Here is a 17150-nt window from a genome sequence, read left to right as displayed (position 1 = left end):
TAGTCTGCGTGCACAAGAGCTTTGAGACGACCAGAACGGATAGACTGGAGGGCTCATGTCCGCACCGGTCACCCTCCCCCGCATCGTCTTCCCGCCCGAGCTGCCCGTCAGCCAGAAGCGGGACGACCTCGCGCGCGCCATCCGCGACAACCAGGTCGTGATCGTCGCCGGCGAGACCGGCTCGGGCAAGACGACGCAGCTGCCGAAGATCTGCCTCGAGCTCGGCCGGGAGAGCATCGGCCACACGCAGCCGCGGCGACTCGCAGCGCGCACGATCGCCGAGCGGATCGCGGAGGAGCTGGGCCAGAGCGTCGGCGAGCTGGTCGGCTACCAGGTGCGCTTCACCGACCGGGTGTCGGCCGCAACGCGCATCAAGCTGATGACCGACGGCATCCTGCTCAACGAGATCCACCGCGACCGGCTGCTGCGCGCCTACGACACGATCATCATCGACGAGGCGCACGAGCGCAGCCTCAACATCGACTTCCTGCTCGGCTACCTGCGCGAACTGCTGCCGAAGCGCCCCGACCTCAAGGTGATCATCACCTCCGCCACCATCGACCCGGAGAGCTTCGCCGCGCACTTCGCCGCGGCGGACGGCACGCCGGCGCCGATCGTGGAGGTCTCCGGCCGCACCTACCCGGTCGAGCTGCGCTACCGGCCGCTCGTCGCCGAGGCGCTGGAGGACGACGAGGACGACCCGGATCCGGTGCCTGCCGCCGACCGGGACTATCTGCAGGGCATCAACGACGCGCTCGACGAACTTTCCCGCGAGGCGCCCGGCGACGTTCTCGTCTTCCTCTCCGGCGAGAACGAAATCCGCGACGCCGCCGACGCGATCCGCGGGCGCAACCTGCCGGGCACCGAGGTGCTGCCGCTGTACGGCCGGTTGTCCTCCGCCGAGCAGCACCGGGTCTTCCAGCCGTCCACGATGCCCGGCGTCCGGCGGCGGGTCGTGCTCGCCACCAACGTCGCCGAGACCAGCCTCACCGTGCCGGGCATCAAGTACGTCGTGGACGCCGGAACCGCCCGCATCAGCCGCTACTCGACCCGCGCCAAGGTGCAGCGGCTCCCGATCGAGGCGATCTCGCAGGCGAGCGCCAACCAGCGCTCCGGCCGGTCGGGCCGCACCAGCGACGGCATCGCGATCCGGCTGTACTCGCAGGAGGACTTCGAGAAGCGGCCGGAGTTCACCGAGCCGGAGATCCTGCGCACCAACCTCGCTGCCGTCATCCTGCAGATGATCTCGCTCGGGCTGGGCGACATCGCCGCGTTCCCGTTCCTGACCCCGCCGGACTCGCGCGGCATCAAGGACGGGCTGGACCTGCTGGCGGAGCTGGGGGCGACGAAGGCGTCCACGCGCTCCGGCGGCATCGAGTTGACCCGGATCGGCCGCCAGCTCGCCCGGCTGCCCATCGACCCGCGGTTCGCCCGCATGGTCGTGGAGTCCAAGCGGCACAACACCTCGCGGGAGGTCATGGCGATCGTCGCCGGCCTCACCATCCAGGACGTGCGCGAGCGGCCGGTGGAGAAGCGCGGCAGCGCCGACGAGAAGCACGCCCGGTTCGTCGACCCGACCAGCGACTTCCTCACCCTGCTCAACCTCTGGAACTACCTGGAGGAGCAGCAGCGCGAGCTGTCCTCCAGCGCGTTCCGGAGGCTGTGCAAGGCCGAGTACCTCAACTTCCTGCGCGTGCGCGAGTGGCAGGACGTGTACCGGCAGCTGCGTCAGCTCGCCCGGCCGCTGGAGCTGACCATCGGCGAACCCTCGGTGAACCCGGACGGCATCCACCGGTCGCTGCTGGCCGGGCTGCTGTCGCACATCGGGCTCAAGGATGCGCGCGAGTCCGGCAACAAAGGATCGGCGCGCGGCCAACGGATGTCCGAGTACCTCGGCGCGCGGCAGACCCGGTTCGTGATCTTCCCCGGTTCGGCGCTCGCCAAGAAGCAGCCGAACGCGATCATGTCCGCGGAGCTTGTGGAGACCTCCCGGCTGTTCGCACGGATGAACGCGGCCATCGACCCGGCGTGGGCCGAGCCGATCGCCGGCGACCTCTGCAAGCGGCAGTACAGCGAGCCGCACTGGGAGAAGAACCAGGGCGCGGTCGTGGCTTACGAGCGGGTCACGCTGTTCGGCGTCCCGATCATCCCCCGCCGCCGCGTGCAGTTCGCCCGGATCGACCCCCAGCTGTCGCGGGAGCTGTTCATCCGGCACGCGCTCGTGGACGGCGAGTGGGACTCCCGGCAGGCGTTCGACCGGGCCAACCGGAAGCTCCTCGCCGAGCTGCGCGAGCTGGAGGAGCGCACCCGCCGGCGCGACATCCTCAACGACGACGAGGCCGTCTTCGAGTTCTACGACGCGCGCATCCCCGCCGACGTGGTCTCCACCCGGTCGTTCGAGGGCTGGTGGAAGAAGGCCAGGAACGAGACGCCCGACCTGCTGACCATGACCCCGGAGGCGCTGCTCGAGGACGACGCGGCCGGGATCGACGAGGAGGCCTTCCCGCCGGTCTGGCGGCAGGGCGACCAGCGGCTCACCCTCCGCTACCGCTTCGAGCCGGGCGCGGAGGACGACGGCGTCACCGTGCAGGTGCCGCTGCCGCTGCTGGCCGGGCTCGTGCCGGACGGCTTCGACTGGCAGGTGCCGGGCCTGCGCCAGGACCTCGTGACGGCCATGATCAAGTCGCTGCCGAAGGCCATCCGCCGTCAGGTCGTGCCCGCCGCCGACTGGGCGAAACGGCTGCTCGGCGAGCTCTCCTCCGCGGCCGGGATGGACGCGCACGACGGCCGCCGCCCCGCGGCCTCCCTCGCCGACACGCTCGCCGCGACCATCTCGCGGCAGACCGGCTCGCGGGTGACGGGCGCGGACTTCGATCTGGAGCGGCTGCCCGCCCACCTGCGCCCGACCTTCCAGGTGATCGGCGAGCGCGGCCGCCCGCTCGCGAGAGGCAAGGACCTGATGGCGCTGCAGGAGCGGCTGCGTTCGCGCGCCCGCGACTCCGTCGCGCGCGTCGCGGAGGCGCGCCAGCCGGACGCGATCGAGCGTTCGGGCCTCACCAGCTGGGATCTGGACGAGCTGCCCCGCCACCTCGACACCACGCAGAAGGGTCCGGGCGGCACGGTCAACACCATCCGCGCCTACCCCGCACTGGTCGACGACGGTGCGAGCGTCAGCATCCGGTTGATGTCGACGCCGGCCGAGCAGGCGCGGGCGCTGCCGGGCGGCGTCCGGAGGCTGCTGCTGGCGAGCATCCCGTCGCCGGTCGCGTACGTGCAGCAGCACCTGACGGCGAACGAGAAGCTGACGCTCGCCGCGAGCCCCTACCCGAACACCAAGGCGCTCTTCGACGACTGCCTGCTCGCGGTGATCGACTCGGTGCTGTACCGGATGAAGCCGGACGGCCAGCTCTTCATGCGGGCCGAGTTCGAGGCGGTCCGGGACCGGGTGTCCGGCGTCGTGATGGACTCGATGTTCGAGACGGTCGCGCTCGTCACCCGCATCCTCACCGCGGCGCGGGCGGCCGAGAAGGCGATCGGCGGGACGACGTCACTGACGTACCTGTCGGCGCTCAACGACGCGAAGACGCAGCTCGGCGGCCTTGTCTGGGCCGACAAGAGCGCTGGGCCCGGCTTCGTGTCGGCGACCGGGCTGGAGCAGCTGAAGCACCTCCCCCGCTACCTGAACGGGATCACCCAGCGCATGCAGGCGCTCCCGACCAACCCCGGCCGCGACCGCGCCTGGCAGACCCAGGTCGAGACCGCGACCGCGCTCTACACGGAGGCCGGCGGCCGCATCCCGCCCGCCCCGCACTCCCCCGAGAACCTCGTGCACGCCCGCTGGATGCTGGAGGAGTTCCGCGTCTCCCTCTTCGCCCAGTCCCTCGGCACCGCCGAGACCGTCTCCCTCCAACGCATCCGCAAAGTCCTCGGGTCTCCCTGACACCGCCCGCAACCGTCGAGTACGCAGAAAATCAGGTTGTGACCGGTCACATTCCTGATTTTCAGCGTACTCGGCGGTCTGGCAGTGGTCAGACGGGGAGGTGGAAGCCGCCGTTGGAGTGGAGGAGCTGGCCGTTGATCCAGCCGCCGGACGGGGAGAGCAGGAACGCGACGAGGTCGGCGGTGTCCTGCGGTCTCCCCAGGCGGCCGAGGGCCGTCTCGGCGGCCAGCGCCTCCGCCAGGTCGGGCGTCATCCAGCCGGTGTCGATCGGGCCGGGGTTGATCAGGTTCGCGGTGATGCCGAGGTGCGCCAGCTCCACCGCGGCCGCGATGACGATGCGGTCGAGCGCGCCCTTGCTGGCACCGTACGGGAGGTTGTGCGCCGTGTGGTCGCTGGTCAGCGCGACGATCCGGCCGGTGGCCGCGTCGGGCTCGGACGGCTGGACGAACTGCTCGGCGAACGCCTTGATCAGCAGCCAGGTGCCGCGGGTGTTCACGGCGAAGTGCGCGTCGAACGCGTCGACGGTCGTGTCCAGGATGCCGCTGTCGACGCTGTGCGCGTGGCTCGCGACCAGCGCCCGGACCGGACCGAGACCGGCGCGGACGCGATCGAGGGCGCGGGCCGGCGCCTCGGGGTGGGACAGGTCGACCGCCACCGGGAGTGCGCGGCCGCCGAAGGCGCGCAGCTCGTCGGCGAACGCATCGTGGCCGCGCTCACTGGCGCCCCACGGCATCGCGGCGTCGTAGTCGTCCCAGAAGGCGAACGCGACATCCCAGCCGATCGAGGCCAGGTTCCGCGCGATCGCCGCCCCGATCGAGTTCGGACGCGAGGCGCCGGTGACGAAGACCACCGGACGGGAAGAGCGGGCGTCGTTGTCCATCCGACGATTCTGTCAGACAGCGACGACGCCCGCTCCGCGAGCTCCCGGAACCGGTCCCGGGGCTACAGCACCTTCGACAGGAAGGCCTGGGTGCGCTGGTGCTGCGGGTTGGCGAGCACCTCGCGCGGGTCGCCGGACTCCACCACGACGCCGCCGTCCATGAAGACCAGCTCGTCCGCGACCTCGCGGGCGAAGCCCATCTCGTGGGTGACGACGACCATCGTCATGCCGGAGGCCGCCAGGCCCTTCATCACGTCGAGCACCTCGCCGACCAGCTCGGGGTCGAGCGCCGAGGTGGGCTCGTCGAAGAGCATCAGCTTCGGGTCCATCGCGAGCGCGCGGGCGATCGCCACGCGCTGCTGCTGGCCACCGGAGAGCTGCGACGGGTAGTGGTCGCCCTTGTCGGCGAGGCCGACCCGGACCAGCAGCTCGTTCGCCCGCTCCACAGCGCGCGCCTTCGGCAGGCCCTTGACCCGGATCGGCGCCTCGATGATGTTCTCGAGGGCCGTCATGTGCGGGAACAGGTTGAAGCGCTGGAACACCATGCCGATCTCGCGCCGCTGCCGGGAGGCCTCCTTGGGCTTCAGCTCGTAGAGCTTGTCGCCGTGCTGGCGGTAGCCGACCACCTGGCCGTCGACCGACAGCCGGCCGGCGTCCACGCGCTCCAGGTGGTTGATGCAGCGCAGGAAGGTGGACTTGCCCGATCCCGACGGGCCGATGATGCAGAGCACCTCGCCCGGGCGGACGGACAGCGAGATGGACTTGAGCACCTCGTTGGAGCCGAAGCTCTTGGAGACGCCCTCGGCCAGGACCATCGGCGTCACGCCGGCCCGTGCGGCCGACTCGCGTGCGGTGGTGTCGGTCATCCCTTGCCTCCCAGATCGTTGCCGTCGGGCGCGCCCGCGGCGGGCAGGGCGCCGGTGGCGAGCGCCGGCTCCTTGTTGTCCGGCCTGCGCATGTTGACGCCGCGCGAGAACCGCTTCTCCAGGAAGTACTGGCCCACCATCAGGATCGAGGTGAACAGCAGGTACCAGAGCGACGCGACGATCAGCAGCGGGATCGGCGTGTACGTGACCGCGGAGATGTCGCGCGCGACCCCGTAGAGGTCGGTGGTGAGCGGGATCGCCGCGACCAGCGAGGTGGTCTTCAGCATCGAGATGACCTCGTTGCCGGTCGGCGGGATGATCACGCGCATGGCCTGCGGGATGACGATACGGGTCATCGTCTGCCACCACGACATGCCGAGGGCTGTCGCGGCCTCCTCCTGGCCGCTGTCGACCGAGAGCAGACCGGCGCGCACGATCTCGGCCATGTACGCGGCCTCGTTGAGCGCCAGGCCGACGATCGCGATGATGAACGCGTTCTGCATGAAGCCGAGGTCGACGCTCACGCCGAGGTTCGTCCACGGCACGCCGAGGAAGACGTGCGGGTAGATCAGCGAGAACAGGCCCCAGAACACGAGCTGCACGTAGACGGGCGTTCCGCGGAAGATCCAGAGGTACAGCCAGGCGACGGACTTGACGACGGGATTCGGCGAGAGCCGCATCACCGCCAGCACGAGGCCCAGGATGACGCCGATGACCATGGAGTAGATCGTCAGCTGGAGGGTCACGAGCGCAGCCGCACTGATGCGCTTGTCGAAGACGTACTTGCCCACGTACTGCCAGCCGTAGGCGGAGCGCTGCGAGGCGTCGATGACGAACCAGACGAACAGCAGGACGAGCACGACCGCGAACACGATCCGCCACGGGTGGCGGAGCTTGATCGCCTTGATCGGCTCGGACGGCGGGGCGCCGGCCGGCGACGGGGCTGCCCCCGTCGCCGGACCGGCCGGATTGCCCTGGGACATGGTCAGCCCTTCGCGGCTGCGTTGAGGTCGGCCTTGGTGACGCCGCCGTCGGCGACGCCCCACTTGTCGAGGATCTTCTTGTAGGTGCCGTCGTCGATCAGCGCCTGGATGGTCTTCTGCAGCACCGGGGTCAGGTCGGAGTTCTTGGCGACCGGGATGCCGTAGGGCGCGATGTCGAAGGTCTTGCCCGCGGCCTGGAGCTTGCCGCTGGACTTGGACACTGCGTAGAGGGTGACGGGCGAGTCGGCGCTGAGGGCGTCGGCCTTGCCGAGGATGACCGCGTTGGTGGCGTCGTCCTGGTTGTCGTAGCGGAGCGCCTGGATGGCCGGCTTGCCCTTGTCGGTGCAGGCCTTCGACTTGGCGGGGACCTCGTCGGTGTCCTCGTAAGTGGTCGACTGGACGGCGACCTTCAGACCGCAGGCGTTGTCGGGGTCGACGTTCTTGCCCTTGGCGGACGCCCACAGGATGCCGGCGTTGTAGTAGTTGACGAAGTCGACCTGCTTCTCGCGCTCGACCGTGTCTGTGAACGAGGACATCCCGAAGTCGTCCTTGCCGCCGGTGATGCTCGGGATGATGTTGTCGAACTTGGCGATCGCGTAGTTGATCTTGACGCCGAGCTTGGCGCCGATCGCGTTGGTGAAGTCGACCTCCCAGCCGACCGGGTTGCCGTTGTCGTCCTTGTACTCGTTGGGCGGGTACGTGTCGTCCATGCCGACGGTCAGAACGCCCGCCGACTTGATCTTCGACGGGAGGCTGTTCGCGAGAGTGTCGTCCTTCTTCACGTCGAACGCGGCGCTCGACGCTGAGCCGCTCGACGAGGGGGTGGAGTTGTCGACACAACCGGACAGCGCGAGCGCGGCCACGGCGGCGAGGGCGGCCACAGGGGCCACGGAACGGATGCGCATGATGGTAGTTGTCCTTCTTCCTGGTGCAGGGTTGCAGGAGGGGTAAGGGGAGGATACCCCAGGCCCGAGGCCTTATACGCATACTAAATCGCGCGCGAAACGCTACTTTTCCTGCAAGTTTCCGAGAGATTTCGTGTTTCTTTGCGCGGATTCCGTTGTCTGCGACCTCCCGTGACGTCGAATGCGCGCGCCGCGCCGTGCCGCGCTAGGGTCGGGTCGTGATCCAACCGCAATCCGGTCTCGCCGCGACGGCCCGGGTGCTCGTCACCCGCCCGGACGATCCGCGCGCCGCGCCGCTGGTCGAGGAGCTGTCGCGCGAGTACGACGAGCGCTACGGCCTCAACGACGGCATCCCGTCGTCGGCGGAGCTGTCGCGGTATCCGGCCGAGCGGTTCACGGCGGAGGAGGGCGGCACCTTCCTGCTCCTCATCGACGAGGACGGCACCCCGGTGGCGGGCGGCGCGTTCATGCGGGAGGACGACTCCACGGTCGAGGTCAAGCGGGTCTGGACGCACTCCGGCTACCGCCGCCAGGGCCTCGCCCGTCGGGTGATGGGCGAGCTCGAGGCGGAGGCGGCGCGCCGCGGCGTGCGCACGATCGTGCTCACCACGGGAGCGCGGCAGCCGGAGGCGGTAGCGCTGTACCTCTCGCTCGGTTACTCGCCGCTGTTCGACCTCGACGACGACTGGGAGCGGGTCTCCTACCTCGGCTTCCGCAAGGACCTGTAGGGAGCCACCCCTCGCCCGCGGTAGCGCGATTCGTGACGAATGTGGGGAATCGCGGGGCCATTCGCGACATTCGGCACGAATGTAAGGAATCGCGCGGCGCGCGATTCGTGACGAATGTGGGGAATGGCGACCGTATTCGCGACATTCGTCACGAATGTCGGCGGCGTCAGCCGAGGAGGAGGTGGGTGGTCTCCGCGACGAGGGCGGCGGCGGGAGCCGCGTCAGCGGCGAGCGCGGCGGCGAGCGCCTCGGCGAGGGATCGCGTGCCCGCGCCGGTCGGCGCTGTGTCGAGCACGCCGAGCAGGTCGGCGGCGTGCAGCGCCTCGATCGCCAGCACATCAGCGGTGAGCGCGAGCGACCGCTGCAGGAGCCGGAGCGCCAGCGGCGCGTAGGTCGCGTGGTCCTCGACGCCGGAGAGCGTCGAGCTGCCGAGCGTCGCCGGCGCGGCGAGCTGGCGCACCTCGGCGACGGCGTCGGCCGCGGCGTAGAGCAGGAGGCCGGGGACGCGCGTGCGGCCCTCGCGGCGGGCCGGCGCGAGCGCGAGCGAGAGGGCGGCGCTGCGCCGCTCGGAGGCCTCCGCGACGTGCGCGAGGGCGAGACGCAGGTTCTCGAGGGCGAGTGCCAGCGGGAGGGCCTGGAAGTTGCCGCCGGAGACGAGGCGGCCGCTGGGGATGTCGACCACCGGGTTCTCCGAGCGCGCGGCGAGCTCCACCTCCAGTTCGGTGCGGAGCCGGGCGACGGCCTCCCGCAGCGCCCCGTGGAGCTGCGGCGCCGTGCGGAAGGCGAGCGGATCCTGGACGCTCACGGTGCGGTCCGGCGACTCCAGGGCGCTCCCGGCCAGGGCCGCGCGGATGGCGCGCGCGGACGCGCGCTGCCCGTCGCCGCCGCGCGCCTCCGCCACCGCCTCCGTGTAGGGGCTGAGGTTGCCCGCGGGTCCGTGGGCGCCGACGGCCTCCAGCGACAGCGCGACGACCAGGTCGGCCGCCTCCGCGAGCTGCCGAGCGCTGACGGCCGCGAGCGAACCGACGCCCACGCTCAGCGCGTTGGCGCTCAGGGCGGCGAGCGCCTCGTGCGGTGCGAGCTCGATCGGCGCGAGGCCCGCGGCCTCCAGCGCCTCCGCGGCCGGCACCGGGCCGCCGTCGCGCAGGACCGTCCCGGCGCCCGTGACGACCGCGGCGACCTCGGCCAGCGCGGTCAGGTCGGCCGCTCCCACGGAGCCGCGCGACGGGATGCGCGGCGTCACGCCCGCGTTCAGCAGCGCCGCGTACGCGTCGGCCAGTTCGGGCCGCACGCCCGCTCCCCCGCGCGTGAAGCCGGCGAGGCGGGCGGCGACCACGGCGCGCGCCTCACGTTCGGTGAGCGGTTCGCCGATGCCGCCGCGGTGGTTCGCGATGGTGCGGCGCTGGAAGGCGGCCAGCTCGTCGTCCGCCACCGCGTCGTCGCGCCCGGCGCCGAGGCGGCGGTTGAGCCCGTAGACCGGTTCCCCCGACGCGATCGCGCGGTCGACGACCGCCCGGGAGGCCGCGACCGTCGCCCGGGCGTCCGCGTCGAGCTCGACCGGGGCGCCGTCGGCGATCGCGACGATGTCGGAGACGGTGGGCGGCTGCACTCCGAGCCGGACGGTGCCCATCCTCAGAAGTCGGCCAGGTTCTGCCGCAGGCCGCCGTCGCCGAGCTCGGTGCGCAGCAGCCCGCGCCGGCGCAGCGCGGGGACGAGCGGGTCGAGGGTGCGGTGCACGTTGGCGGGGTGCACCTGGCCGGTGAACAGGAAGCCGTCGCCGCCGACGGCCTCCCCCAGCTCGCCCAGGTGGTCGGCCACCTCGTCGGCGGTGCCGATGATGGCCAGGCCGTCCTTCTTCGCGCGGGTCTGCAGGATCTCGCGCAGCGTGGAGCCCGCGGGCGCGGAGGAGACGAAGTTGTCGAGCGTCCCGCGGTTGCTGTTGGTGGTGATCTCCGGCAGCGGGGCGTCGAGGTCGAAGGTCTTGAAGTCGACCCCGGTCAGGTAGCTGATCGACTGGAGCTGCTCGTCGATCGCGGCCTGGGTCAGCTCCGCACGCGCCGCGCGCACGCTCGCTGTCTCCTCCGCGTTCGCGGTCAGGATCGGCTGCACGACGAACAGCACCTTCACGGCGTCCGCCGGGCGGCCGTGCTGCACCGCGACCTCGCGGATGCTGTCGCGGTACTCGCGCATCCGCTCGGGGGTGGAGGCCAGCGCCAGCACCACGTCGGAGTTCTTCCCGGCGAAGTCGCGGCCGCGACCGGAGGCGCCCGCCTGCACCATGACCGGATCCTCGGCCGCCGGCGCGGTGTTGAGCGGCCCGCGGACGCGGAAGAACCGGCCCTCGTGGTCGATGGTGTGCACCTTGCGGTAGTCGGCGAAGACGCCGCCCGCGACGTCCTCCACGATCGCGTCGGGCTCCCAGCTGCGCCAGAGCTTGCGGACGACCTCCACCCACTCGTCGGCGCGGTCGTAGCGGAGGTCGTGCTCCACCTGCTTGTCGAGGCCGTAGTTCTGCGCGGCGAGGTCGGAGCCGCTGGTCACCACGTTGAAGCCGAGCCGGCCTCCCGCGAAGTGCTGCAGCGTGCTGAGCAGGCGCGCGGCGGTGAAGGGCTCGTAGAAGCTCGCGCTGAGCGTCGGCACGACGCCGAGCCGGCTGGTCGCGCCGAGCAGGTAGGGCACGAGCGGCAGCGGGTCGTGCTTCGGGACGAAGCGGGCCGCGGCGAGGTTCACCTCGGCCGAGCCGCCGTAGGTGTCCGGCACGGCGACGCCGTCCTCGATGATGAAGAGGTCGAAGCCGGCGCCCTCGAAGGCCCGCGCGGCGTCCTGGTAGATCGGCGGCTGCTTCCAGTCGTAGCCGACGCCGTAGGTCGGGTCGCCCCAGCCTTGGACGCCGAACCCGGCGCCGAGGAACCAGCCGAAGTGGAGGAGTGCCATGCGTTCCCTGCTGTCAGTGGCCGGACGGGCGGCCGTGGTGTGGTACGGTGTCGTGTCGTCGCCGGGGCGCCGCGTCAGTCGACGCCGACGCCGGCCGCGGTCAGCCAGTCGGCGTCGTAGGCCTTGGTCAGGTAGTTCGTTCCGCCGTCCGGGGCGATCGCGACGATGACCGACCCGGGCCGCGCCTCCCGCGCCACGCGCAGTGCCGTCGCGACGGCCAGCGCCGACGACGGTCCGAGCAGCAGCGCCTCCTCGGCGGCGAGCCGGCGGAGGGTGCGGTAGACCACACCATCCTCGACCGTGTGCACCTCGTCCACCACCTCCGGGTCGAAGGTCTGCGGCCAGAACTCGCGCGGCCACGCCGTGCCGACGCCGTCGACCAGGATGCGTCCGGCCGCTCCGCCGTCGTAGGTCGATCCGGCCGGGTTGGCGCCGTGCACCTCGACGGCGCCGCCACTGACCTCCTTAAGGTATCTTCCGGTGCCGCTCACGGTTCCGCCGGTGCCGATCGCGGCGACGAAGTGCGTCACCCGGCCGGCGGTCTGCCGCCAGATCTCGGGGCCGGTGCCGCGGTAGTGCGCCTCGGGGTTCGCGGTGTTCGCGAACTGGGCGGGACGCCAGGAACCGGGCGTCTCCGCAGCGATCCGGTCGGCGATGGCACGCGGGTTCGCGGGGTCGTCGGGGCCGGCCTCCCAGTCGGCCTCGACGAGGCGCGCTCCGTAGGCGGCGAGGACCTTGCGCTTCTCCTCGGAGATGTCGGCGGCGTGGACGATGACCACCGGGTGGCCGGTGAGCCGGCCGATCAGGGCGAGGCCGATCCCGGTGTTGCCGCTGGTGGCCTCCACGATGGTGCCACCCGGGGCGAGCGCGCCGGCCGCCTCCGCGGTGCGGATCATGTTGAGGGCGATGCGGTCCTTCGATGAGCCGCCGGGGTTGCGCCCCTCCAGTTTCACCAGGACCCGGACGTCGAGTCCGGACGGGAGGGCGTGCAGCTCGACGATGGGGGTGTTGCCGATCAGCGCCGCCGCCGAGTCGCACACCTCGCCCAGCGGGAGATTCCCGTGGGCGGAGGCGGGGATGAGATCGAGCGCGGTCATGCAGGAACGATAGACGCGTGCGCCAGGATGCGCACGGGCTGTGTCGACGTGTTACAGCGCACCGACGGCGACCGGTCGCTCGGGATCGTTCGACCACGCGGAGAACGAGCCGGGGTAGAGCGCCGGCACCGGCAGTCCGGCGGCCTCCATCGCGAGCGCGAGGTGGGCGGCGGTCACACCCGAGCCGCAGTACACGCCCGCCGGAGTGCCCGCGGTGACGCCGAGCTCGGCGAAGCGTTCGGCGAGCCGGTCCGGGCTGAGCATCCGGCCGTCGGGCCCGATCGTGTCGGCGGTCGGCGCGCTCACGGCGCCGGGGATGTGGCCGGCGCGCGGATCGACCGGCTCGACCTCGCCGCGGAACCGCTCGGCCGCGCGGGCGTCGAGCAGGACGCCGTTCGCCGCGATGGCCGCCGCGGCGTCCGCGTCGAGCGTCGGAAGAGAGCCGTAGGCGAGCTCGACCGTCCCGGGAACAGGGACGGAGCTCGTCGTGTCGAGACCGCCGCCGAACGCGACCCACGCGGCCAGGCCGCCGTCGAGCACGCGCACGTCCTCGAAGCCGGCGTATCGCAGCAGCCACCAGAGCCGGGCCGCGGAGGTGCCGGAGACGTCGTCGTAGACGACCACGCTGTCCCCGTCGTTCAGGCCCCAGCGACGCGCGGACGCCTGGAAGGCGTCGATGTCGGGCAGCGGATGCCGGCCGTCCGTCGGCGCGCCGTGCCCGGCCAGCTCGGTGTCGAGGTCGACGTATACCGCGCCCGGAATGTGGCCCTTCGCGAACTCCTCGGCCCCGGGAGGACCGCCGAGCTTCCAGCGCACGTCGAGCACCCGCAACGTCGACCGCCGCCGGCCGGCGCCGCTCCACAGGGACTCGGTCCCGGAAGCGGCGTCCAGCGCGGCGGCCGTGATCAGCGGAGAGTTCCGCATCGTCATGTCAGTGACCGCTCGACGCCTTCGCGTTCGACTCGTACGAGGTGTTGGTCGACTCGAAGAAGTTGACCAGCTCGAGCGTGTCGTTGGCGGTCGCCATCCACTTGGCCGGGTTGGAGACCTTGTACTCGGCCTCGAAGCCGAGCTCCTCCAGCCGGCGGTCGGCCAGGTACTTGACGTACTGGTTGATGTAGTTGGCGTTCAGGCCCAGGATGCCGCCCGGCAGGAGATCGCGGTTGTACTGCTCCTCCATCTCCACGGCGTCCAGGATCATCTGGCGGATCTCGTTCGCGAACTCCGGCGTCTGCAGGTCGGGGTTCTCCTCGAGCACCGTCAGGATGAGGTTGATGCCGAACTTGAGGTGCAGCGACTCGTCGCGCACCACCCAGTCGATCAGCGAGCCGAAGTTGCGCAGCAGGTTCCGCTGGCGGAACGACAGCGCCACCATGAAGCCCGAGTAGAACCAGATGCCCTCGAGGATCACGTTGTAGGCCACGAGGTTGCGGATGAAGTCCTGCTTGCCCTCGGTCGTCGTGATGTCGAGCGCCTGCTCGGTCATCCGCTTGATGAAGCGGACCTCGAACTCCTCCTTGCGCGCCATCGACGGGATGTCGACGTGCGAGTTGTAGGCCTGCTCGCGGTCGATCGGGAACGTCTCCAGGACGTACTCGAACGACATGCAGTGGTTGGCCTCCTCCCACATCTGCTTGGCGAGGTAGAGGTGCGCCTCGGCCGCGTTGATGTAGGGGTAGACGCCGAAGGCCAGCGCCTTGTTCACCAGGAGCTCGTTCGGGTTGAAGTAGCTCATCAGGAAGGTGACCGCGTGACGCTCCTCGTCGGTCATCCGCTTGAAGTCGGCGATGTCCTCGCCGAGCTGGATCTCGTTGGGGAACCAGGTGTTCGCGACGGCCTGGTCGTAGAGGTCCATCGCCCACTGGTACTTCACCGGCTTGAGGAGGAGGCCCTCCTCGATTCCCGTTCCCAGGATGCCCATGTGTCTTCTTCTTTCTTCGTTCGGCGACCGCCGAGTACGCGAATTGTCTGCGTACTCGGCGGTTTCCGGTCGATTATGTGCGTACTCGGCGGTTACGGGCTACTGGCAGGACTCGCACTGCAGGTCGTCCATCGGGTCGACGGGCACGTAGTACTCCTCGATCTTGGTGCTGTTCATTACTTGTCACCCCCAGCGGCGTTGGAGGTGAGGCCGCCGAAGCCGAAGCCGCGACGGGCGGGGGCGGCGGCCGGAGCGGTCTCGGTGACGGCGGGAGCCGCGGCCGGAGCGCCGGCGCCCACCGTGGCGAAGCCGGTGCGGCCGCCGGAGATCTCCTCGGCCTTGTTGACCTTGACGGTCGACTGCTCGGCCTGGTGACGCGGCTTCATGTGCAGGTAGTAGGTCGTCTTGACGCCCTTCTCCCACGCGGCGTAGTAGATGTCCATCATGTCGCCGAGGTCGCGCGTCTCGAGGTACATGTTGCGGCTGATCGCCTGGTCGATCCACTTCTGGGCGCGGGCCGCCACCTCGATGAAGGCGTACGGCGAGAGCTGGAAGCTGGTCTTGAACGTGGCCTTGACCTCGTCCGGGATCGCCGCGATGCCCTGGATGTCGCCCTGCGAGCGCAGGATCGACTCGCGGACGTCCTGCCAGATGCCGCGCTCCTGCAGCGTCTCGACCAGGTTGCGGTTGACCTCGAGGAACTTGCCCGAGGAGGTCGACCGGCTGAAGATCTGCGAGAACTGCGGGTCGAAGCCGGGGGTGGTCCCGGCGACGAGGCCGATGGAGGCCGTGGGAGCGATGGCCATCAGGGTGGCGTTGCGCATGCCGCCCTTGACCTTCTCGCGCAGGCGGTCCCAGTCGAGGCGGATGGTGCGGTCGACCGTGATCGGGACGCCGCGGTCGGCCTCCGTCAGGGCGATCGAGTCGTAGGGCACCAGGCCCTTCGACCAGCGCGAGCCCTCGAAGTTCGGGTACGCGCCGCGCTCGCGGGCCAGGTCGGCGCTCTCGTCGATCGCCGCGTAGGAGACGTGCTCCATGATCTCGTCGATCAGGGCGTACGCCTCTTCGCTCTCGTAGCTGAAGCCGAGGCGCTCGACGATGTCGGTGAAGCCCATCACGCCGAGGCCGATCGCGCGGTTCTGCTGGTTGGAGAAGTCGGCCTCGTCGACGCTGGACACCGTGATGTCGATCAGGTTGTCGAGCTGACGGACGGCCTGGCGGGCGCTCGCCTCGATGCGCTCCCAGTCCATCTTGCCGTCGATCAGGTGACGCGACAGGTTGATGGAGGCCAGGTTGCAGACCGACACGTTGTCCCGGTCCTGCGGCAGCGTGATCTCGGTGCAGAGGTTGGAGAGGTGGATCGTGCCCGTGTTGTTGTTGAGGGCGCGGTTGTTGATCGTGTCCTTCCAGGTCAGCCACGGGTGGCTGGTGGTCTGGAGGCTCATCAGGATGTCCTTGAACTGCGCGCGGGCGCTGATCTTCTTGAACATCCGCAGCTCTCCGGCCTCGGCCAGCGCGACGTACTCCGCGTAGCGCTGCGAAAACTCCTTGCCGTACAGCTCGTTGAGGTCGGCGACCTCCAGCGGGTCGAAGAGGTACCAGTCCTCGTCGTTCTGGACGCGCTTCATGAACTCGTCGCTGATCCACACCGCGGTGTTGGCGGTGCGGGTGCGGCGGTACGGGTCGCCGGAGTTCTGGCGGAGGTCGAGGAACTCCGGGAAGTCGAGGTGCCAGTTCTCCATGTAGAAGCAGAGCGCGCCGAACTTCTTGCCGCCGCGGCTGACCGCGCGCAGCACCGAGTCGATCGTGTGCATGAACGGGATCGGGCCGGTCGAGGTGGTGTTGTTGGAGCGGATCGGCGAGCCCTGGGCGCGCAGCTTGGTGACCGAGAGGCCGATGCCGCCGGTGCCCTTGGTGAGCCACATGACGTCGCGGACCGACTTGGCGATGTGCTCGATGTCGTCCTGCATCTCCATGACGAAGCAGTTGGAGAGCTGCGGGTAGGCGGTGCCGGCATTGACGAGCGTGGAGCCGGCCGCCAGGTACTCCAGGCGCGACATCTTGTCGTAGAACGCGAGGGCGTGCGCGGTCGGGTCGGCCTCGTTGAGGGAGAGGCCCATGGCGATGCGCATCCAGAAGTACTGCGGCACCTCGAGGGAGTCGCCGTTGCGGGCCTTGATGCCGTAGCGGTTGTTGAGGGTGACGACGCCGATGTACTTGAGCAGCTCGTCGCGCGACGGGTCGAGATGCGCGGCCAGGCTGTCGAGGTCGAACAGGGTGGTAAAGCGCGAGTCGAGCAGCGTCTCGGCGACGCCGCGCTCGACGTAGGCACGGAAGTGCGAGGTGTGCAGCTCGGTGAGCTCGTCGAGGGTCTCGTAGTCGCCGAGGACGCGCTTGTAGATCGTCTTGAGGAGGAGGCGTGCGGCGACGGTGTCGAACGCCGGGTCGTCCTTGACGTTCTGCAGGGCGACCTGGATGACCGCCTCGTCGAGCTGCTGCGTCGTGATCCCGTCGAACAGGGTCAACTCCAGCTCGCTCGCGATCTGGGTGACCCAAGTGATGTTCTCGTCCAGACCGGCCGCGGCGTGCTCGATGGCCAGGTTGATCTTGTTGGCGTCGTACGGCTCGCGCTCGCCGTTCCGCTTCACAACAGTGATAGCCACTATCTCTCCCTCTATTACCTCAACAGTGCCGCTCCGGTGAGCGGCGAAGTTCCCCGCGACAGGGCGGGCGGAACGCCCCGAAAGCTCCGTCCGGGAGCCCCGGGAGCTGGTCGGGCCCCCTGTCGCGTGAACCACTATATAGCCGGGTCCCGACATTTCCATGCCCCCATATCTAGTGGGCGTGTCATCCACAGGTGTGAAGAAGTTATGCACATTTCCACACCCCCTCGAAC

12 protein-coding genes are annotated in these 17150 nt (G+C 70.1%); 2 read left to right on the top strand and 10 right to left on the bottom strand.

Annotated elements, in window-relative coordinates; translation table 11 throughout:
* The first annotated feature begins 55 nt into the window (after positions 1 to 55).
* On the top strand, positions 56 to 3940 hold the full coding sequence (gene hrpA / locus HNR13_RS08295; RefSeq protein WP_179605308.1) for an ATP-dependent RNA helicase HrpA: 3885 nt from the start codon (positions 56 to 58) through the stop codon (positions 3938 to 3940).
* A gap of 88 nt (positions 3941 to 4028) precedes the next feature.
* Here the strand turns inward: hrpA and HNR13_RS08290 are convergent, their stop codons facing one another.
* The 4 genes from HNR13_RS08290 to HNR13_RS08275 all read right to left on the bottom strand — a co-directional run bounded on the left by HNR13_RS08290 (position 4029) and on the right by HNR13_RS08275 (position 7574).
* Positions 4029 to 4820 (bottom strand): SDR family oxidoreductase, encoded by a 792-nt coding sequence (locus HNR13_RS08290; RefSeq protein WP_179605307.1) that lies wholly within the window; start codon positions 4818 to 4820, stop codon positions 4029 to 4031.
* Positions 4821 to 4882: 62 nt separating this feature from the next.
* Complete coding sequence (locus HNR13_RS08285; RefSeq protein ID WP_281369279.1) at positions 4883 to 5686, bottom strand: amino acid ABC transporter ATP-binding protein; 804 nt, start codon at positions 5684 to 5686, stop codon at positions 4883 to 4885.
* The gene (locus HNR13_RS08280; RefSeq protein WP_179605306.1) at positions 5683 to 6669 is read right to left on the bottom strand and encodes an amino acid ABC transporter permease; all 987 of its coding nucleotides are present in this window, start codon (positions 6667 to 6669) and stop codon (positions 5683 to 5685) included. The genes HNR13_RS08285 and HNR13_RS08280 overlap by 4 nt, the downstream gene beginning before the upstream one ends.
* 2 nt (positions 6670 to 6671) lie before the next feature.
* Positions 6672 to 7574: an ABC transporter substrate-binding protein gene (locus HNR13_RS08275; protein WP_179605305.1), complete on the bottom strand. Its 903-nt coding sequence runs from the start codon at positions 7572 to 7574 to the stop codon at positions 6672 to 6674.
* A gap of 218 nt (positions 7575 to 7792) precedes the next feature.
* Between HNR13_RS08275 and HNR13_RS08270 the strand changes: the two genes are divergently transcribed.
* Positions 7793 to 8302 carry a GNAT family N-acetyltransferase gene (locus tag HNR13_RS08270; protein WP_343063500.1) on the top strand — a complete coding sequence of 170 codons (510 nt, stop codon included), beginning with the start codon at positions 7793 to 7795 and terminating at the stop codon, positions 8300 to 8302.
* A 166-nt stretch (positions 8303 to 8468) separates the two neighbouring features.
* Here the strand turns inward: HNR13_RS08270 and HNR13_RS08265 are convergent, their stop codons facing one another.
* From HNR13_RS08265 to HNR13_RS08240, 6 genes are all read right to left on the bottom strand, one after another.
* Positions 8469 to 9932 carry an aromatic amino acid lyase gene (locus tag HNR13_RS08265; RefSeq protein WP_179605304.1) on the bottom strand — a complete coding sequence of 488 codons (1464 nt, stop codon included), beginning with the start codon at positions 9930 to 9932 and terminating at the stop codon, positions 8469 to 8471.
* 2 nt (positions 9933 to 9934) lie between these two features.
* Positions 9935 to 11236, bottom strand: coding sequence for an NtaA/DmoA family FMN-dependent monooxygenase (locus HNR13_RS08260; protein ID WP_179605303.1), 1302 nt, complete (start codon positions 11234 to 11236; stop codon positions 9935 to 9937).
* A 74-nt stretch (positions 11237 to 11310) separates the two neighbouring features.
* A complete protein-coding gene (locus tag HNR13_RS08255) occupies positions 11311 to 12333 on the bottom strand; it encodes a PLP-dependent cysteine synthase family protein (protein WP_179605302.1) in 1023 nt (340 codons plus the stop codon).
* A gap of 51 nt (positions 12334 to 12384) precedes the next feature.
* A complete protein-coding gene (locus HNR13_RS08250) occupies positions 12385 to 13263 on the bottom strand; it encodes a sulfurtransferase (protein WP_382313666.1) in 879 nt (292 codons plus the stop codon).
* Position 13264: 1 nt separating this feature from the next.
* On the bottom strand, positions 13265 to 14254 hold the full coding sequence (locus tag HNR13_RS08245; protein WP_179605301.1) for a ribonucleotide-diphosphate reductase subunit beta: 990 nt from the start codon (positions 14252 to 14254) through the stop codon (positions 13265 to 13267).
* Positions 14255 to 14430: 176 nt separating this feature from the next.
* Positions 14431 to 16917, bottom strand: coding sequence for a ribonucleoside-diphosphate reductase subunit alpha (locus HNR13_RS08240; protein ID WP_179605300.1), 2487 nt, complete (start codon positions 16915 to 16917; stop codon positions 14431 to 14433).
* Positions 16918 to 17150: the final 233 nt, after the last annotated feature.

The sequence above is a fragment of the Leifsonia shinshuensis genome, assembly GCF_013410375.1.
Taxonomy (GTDB): Bacteria; Actinomycetota; Actinomycetes; order Actinomycetales; family Microbacteriaceae; genus Leifsonia; species Leifsonia shinshuensis.
The sequence above is the reverse complement of the archived record's forward strand: the minus strand, read 5'-3'. Positions and strand labels throughout refer to the sequence as shown.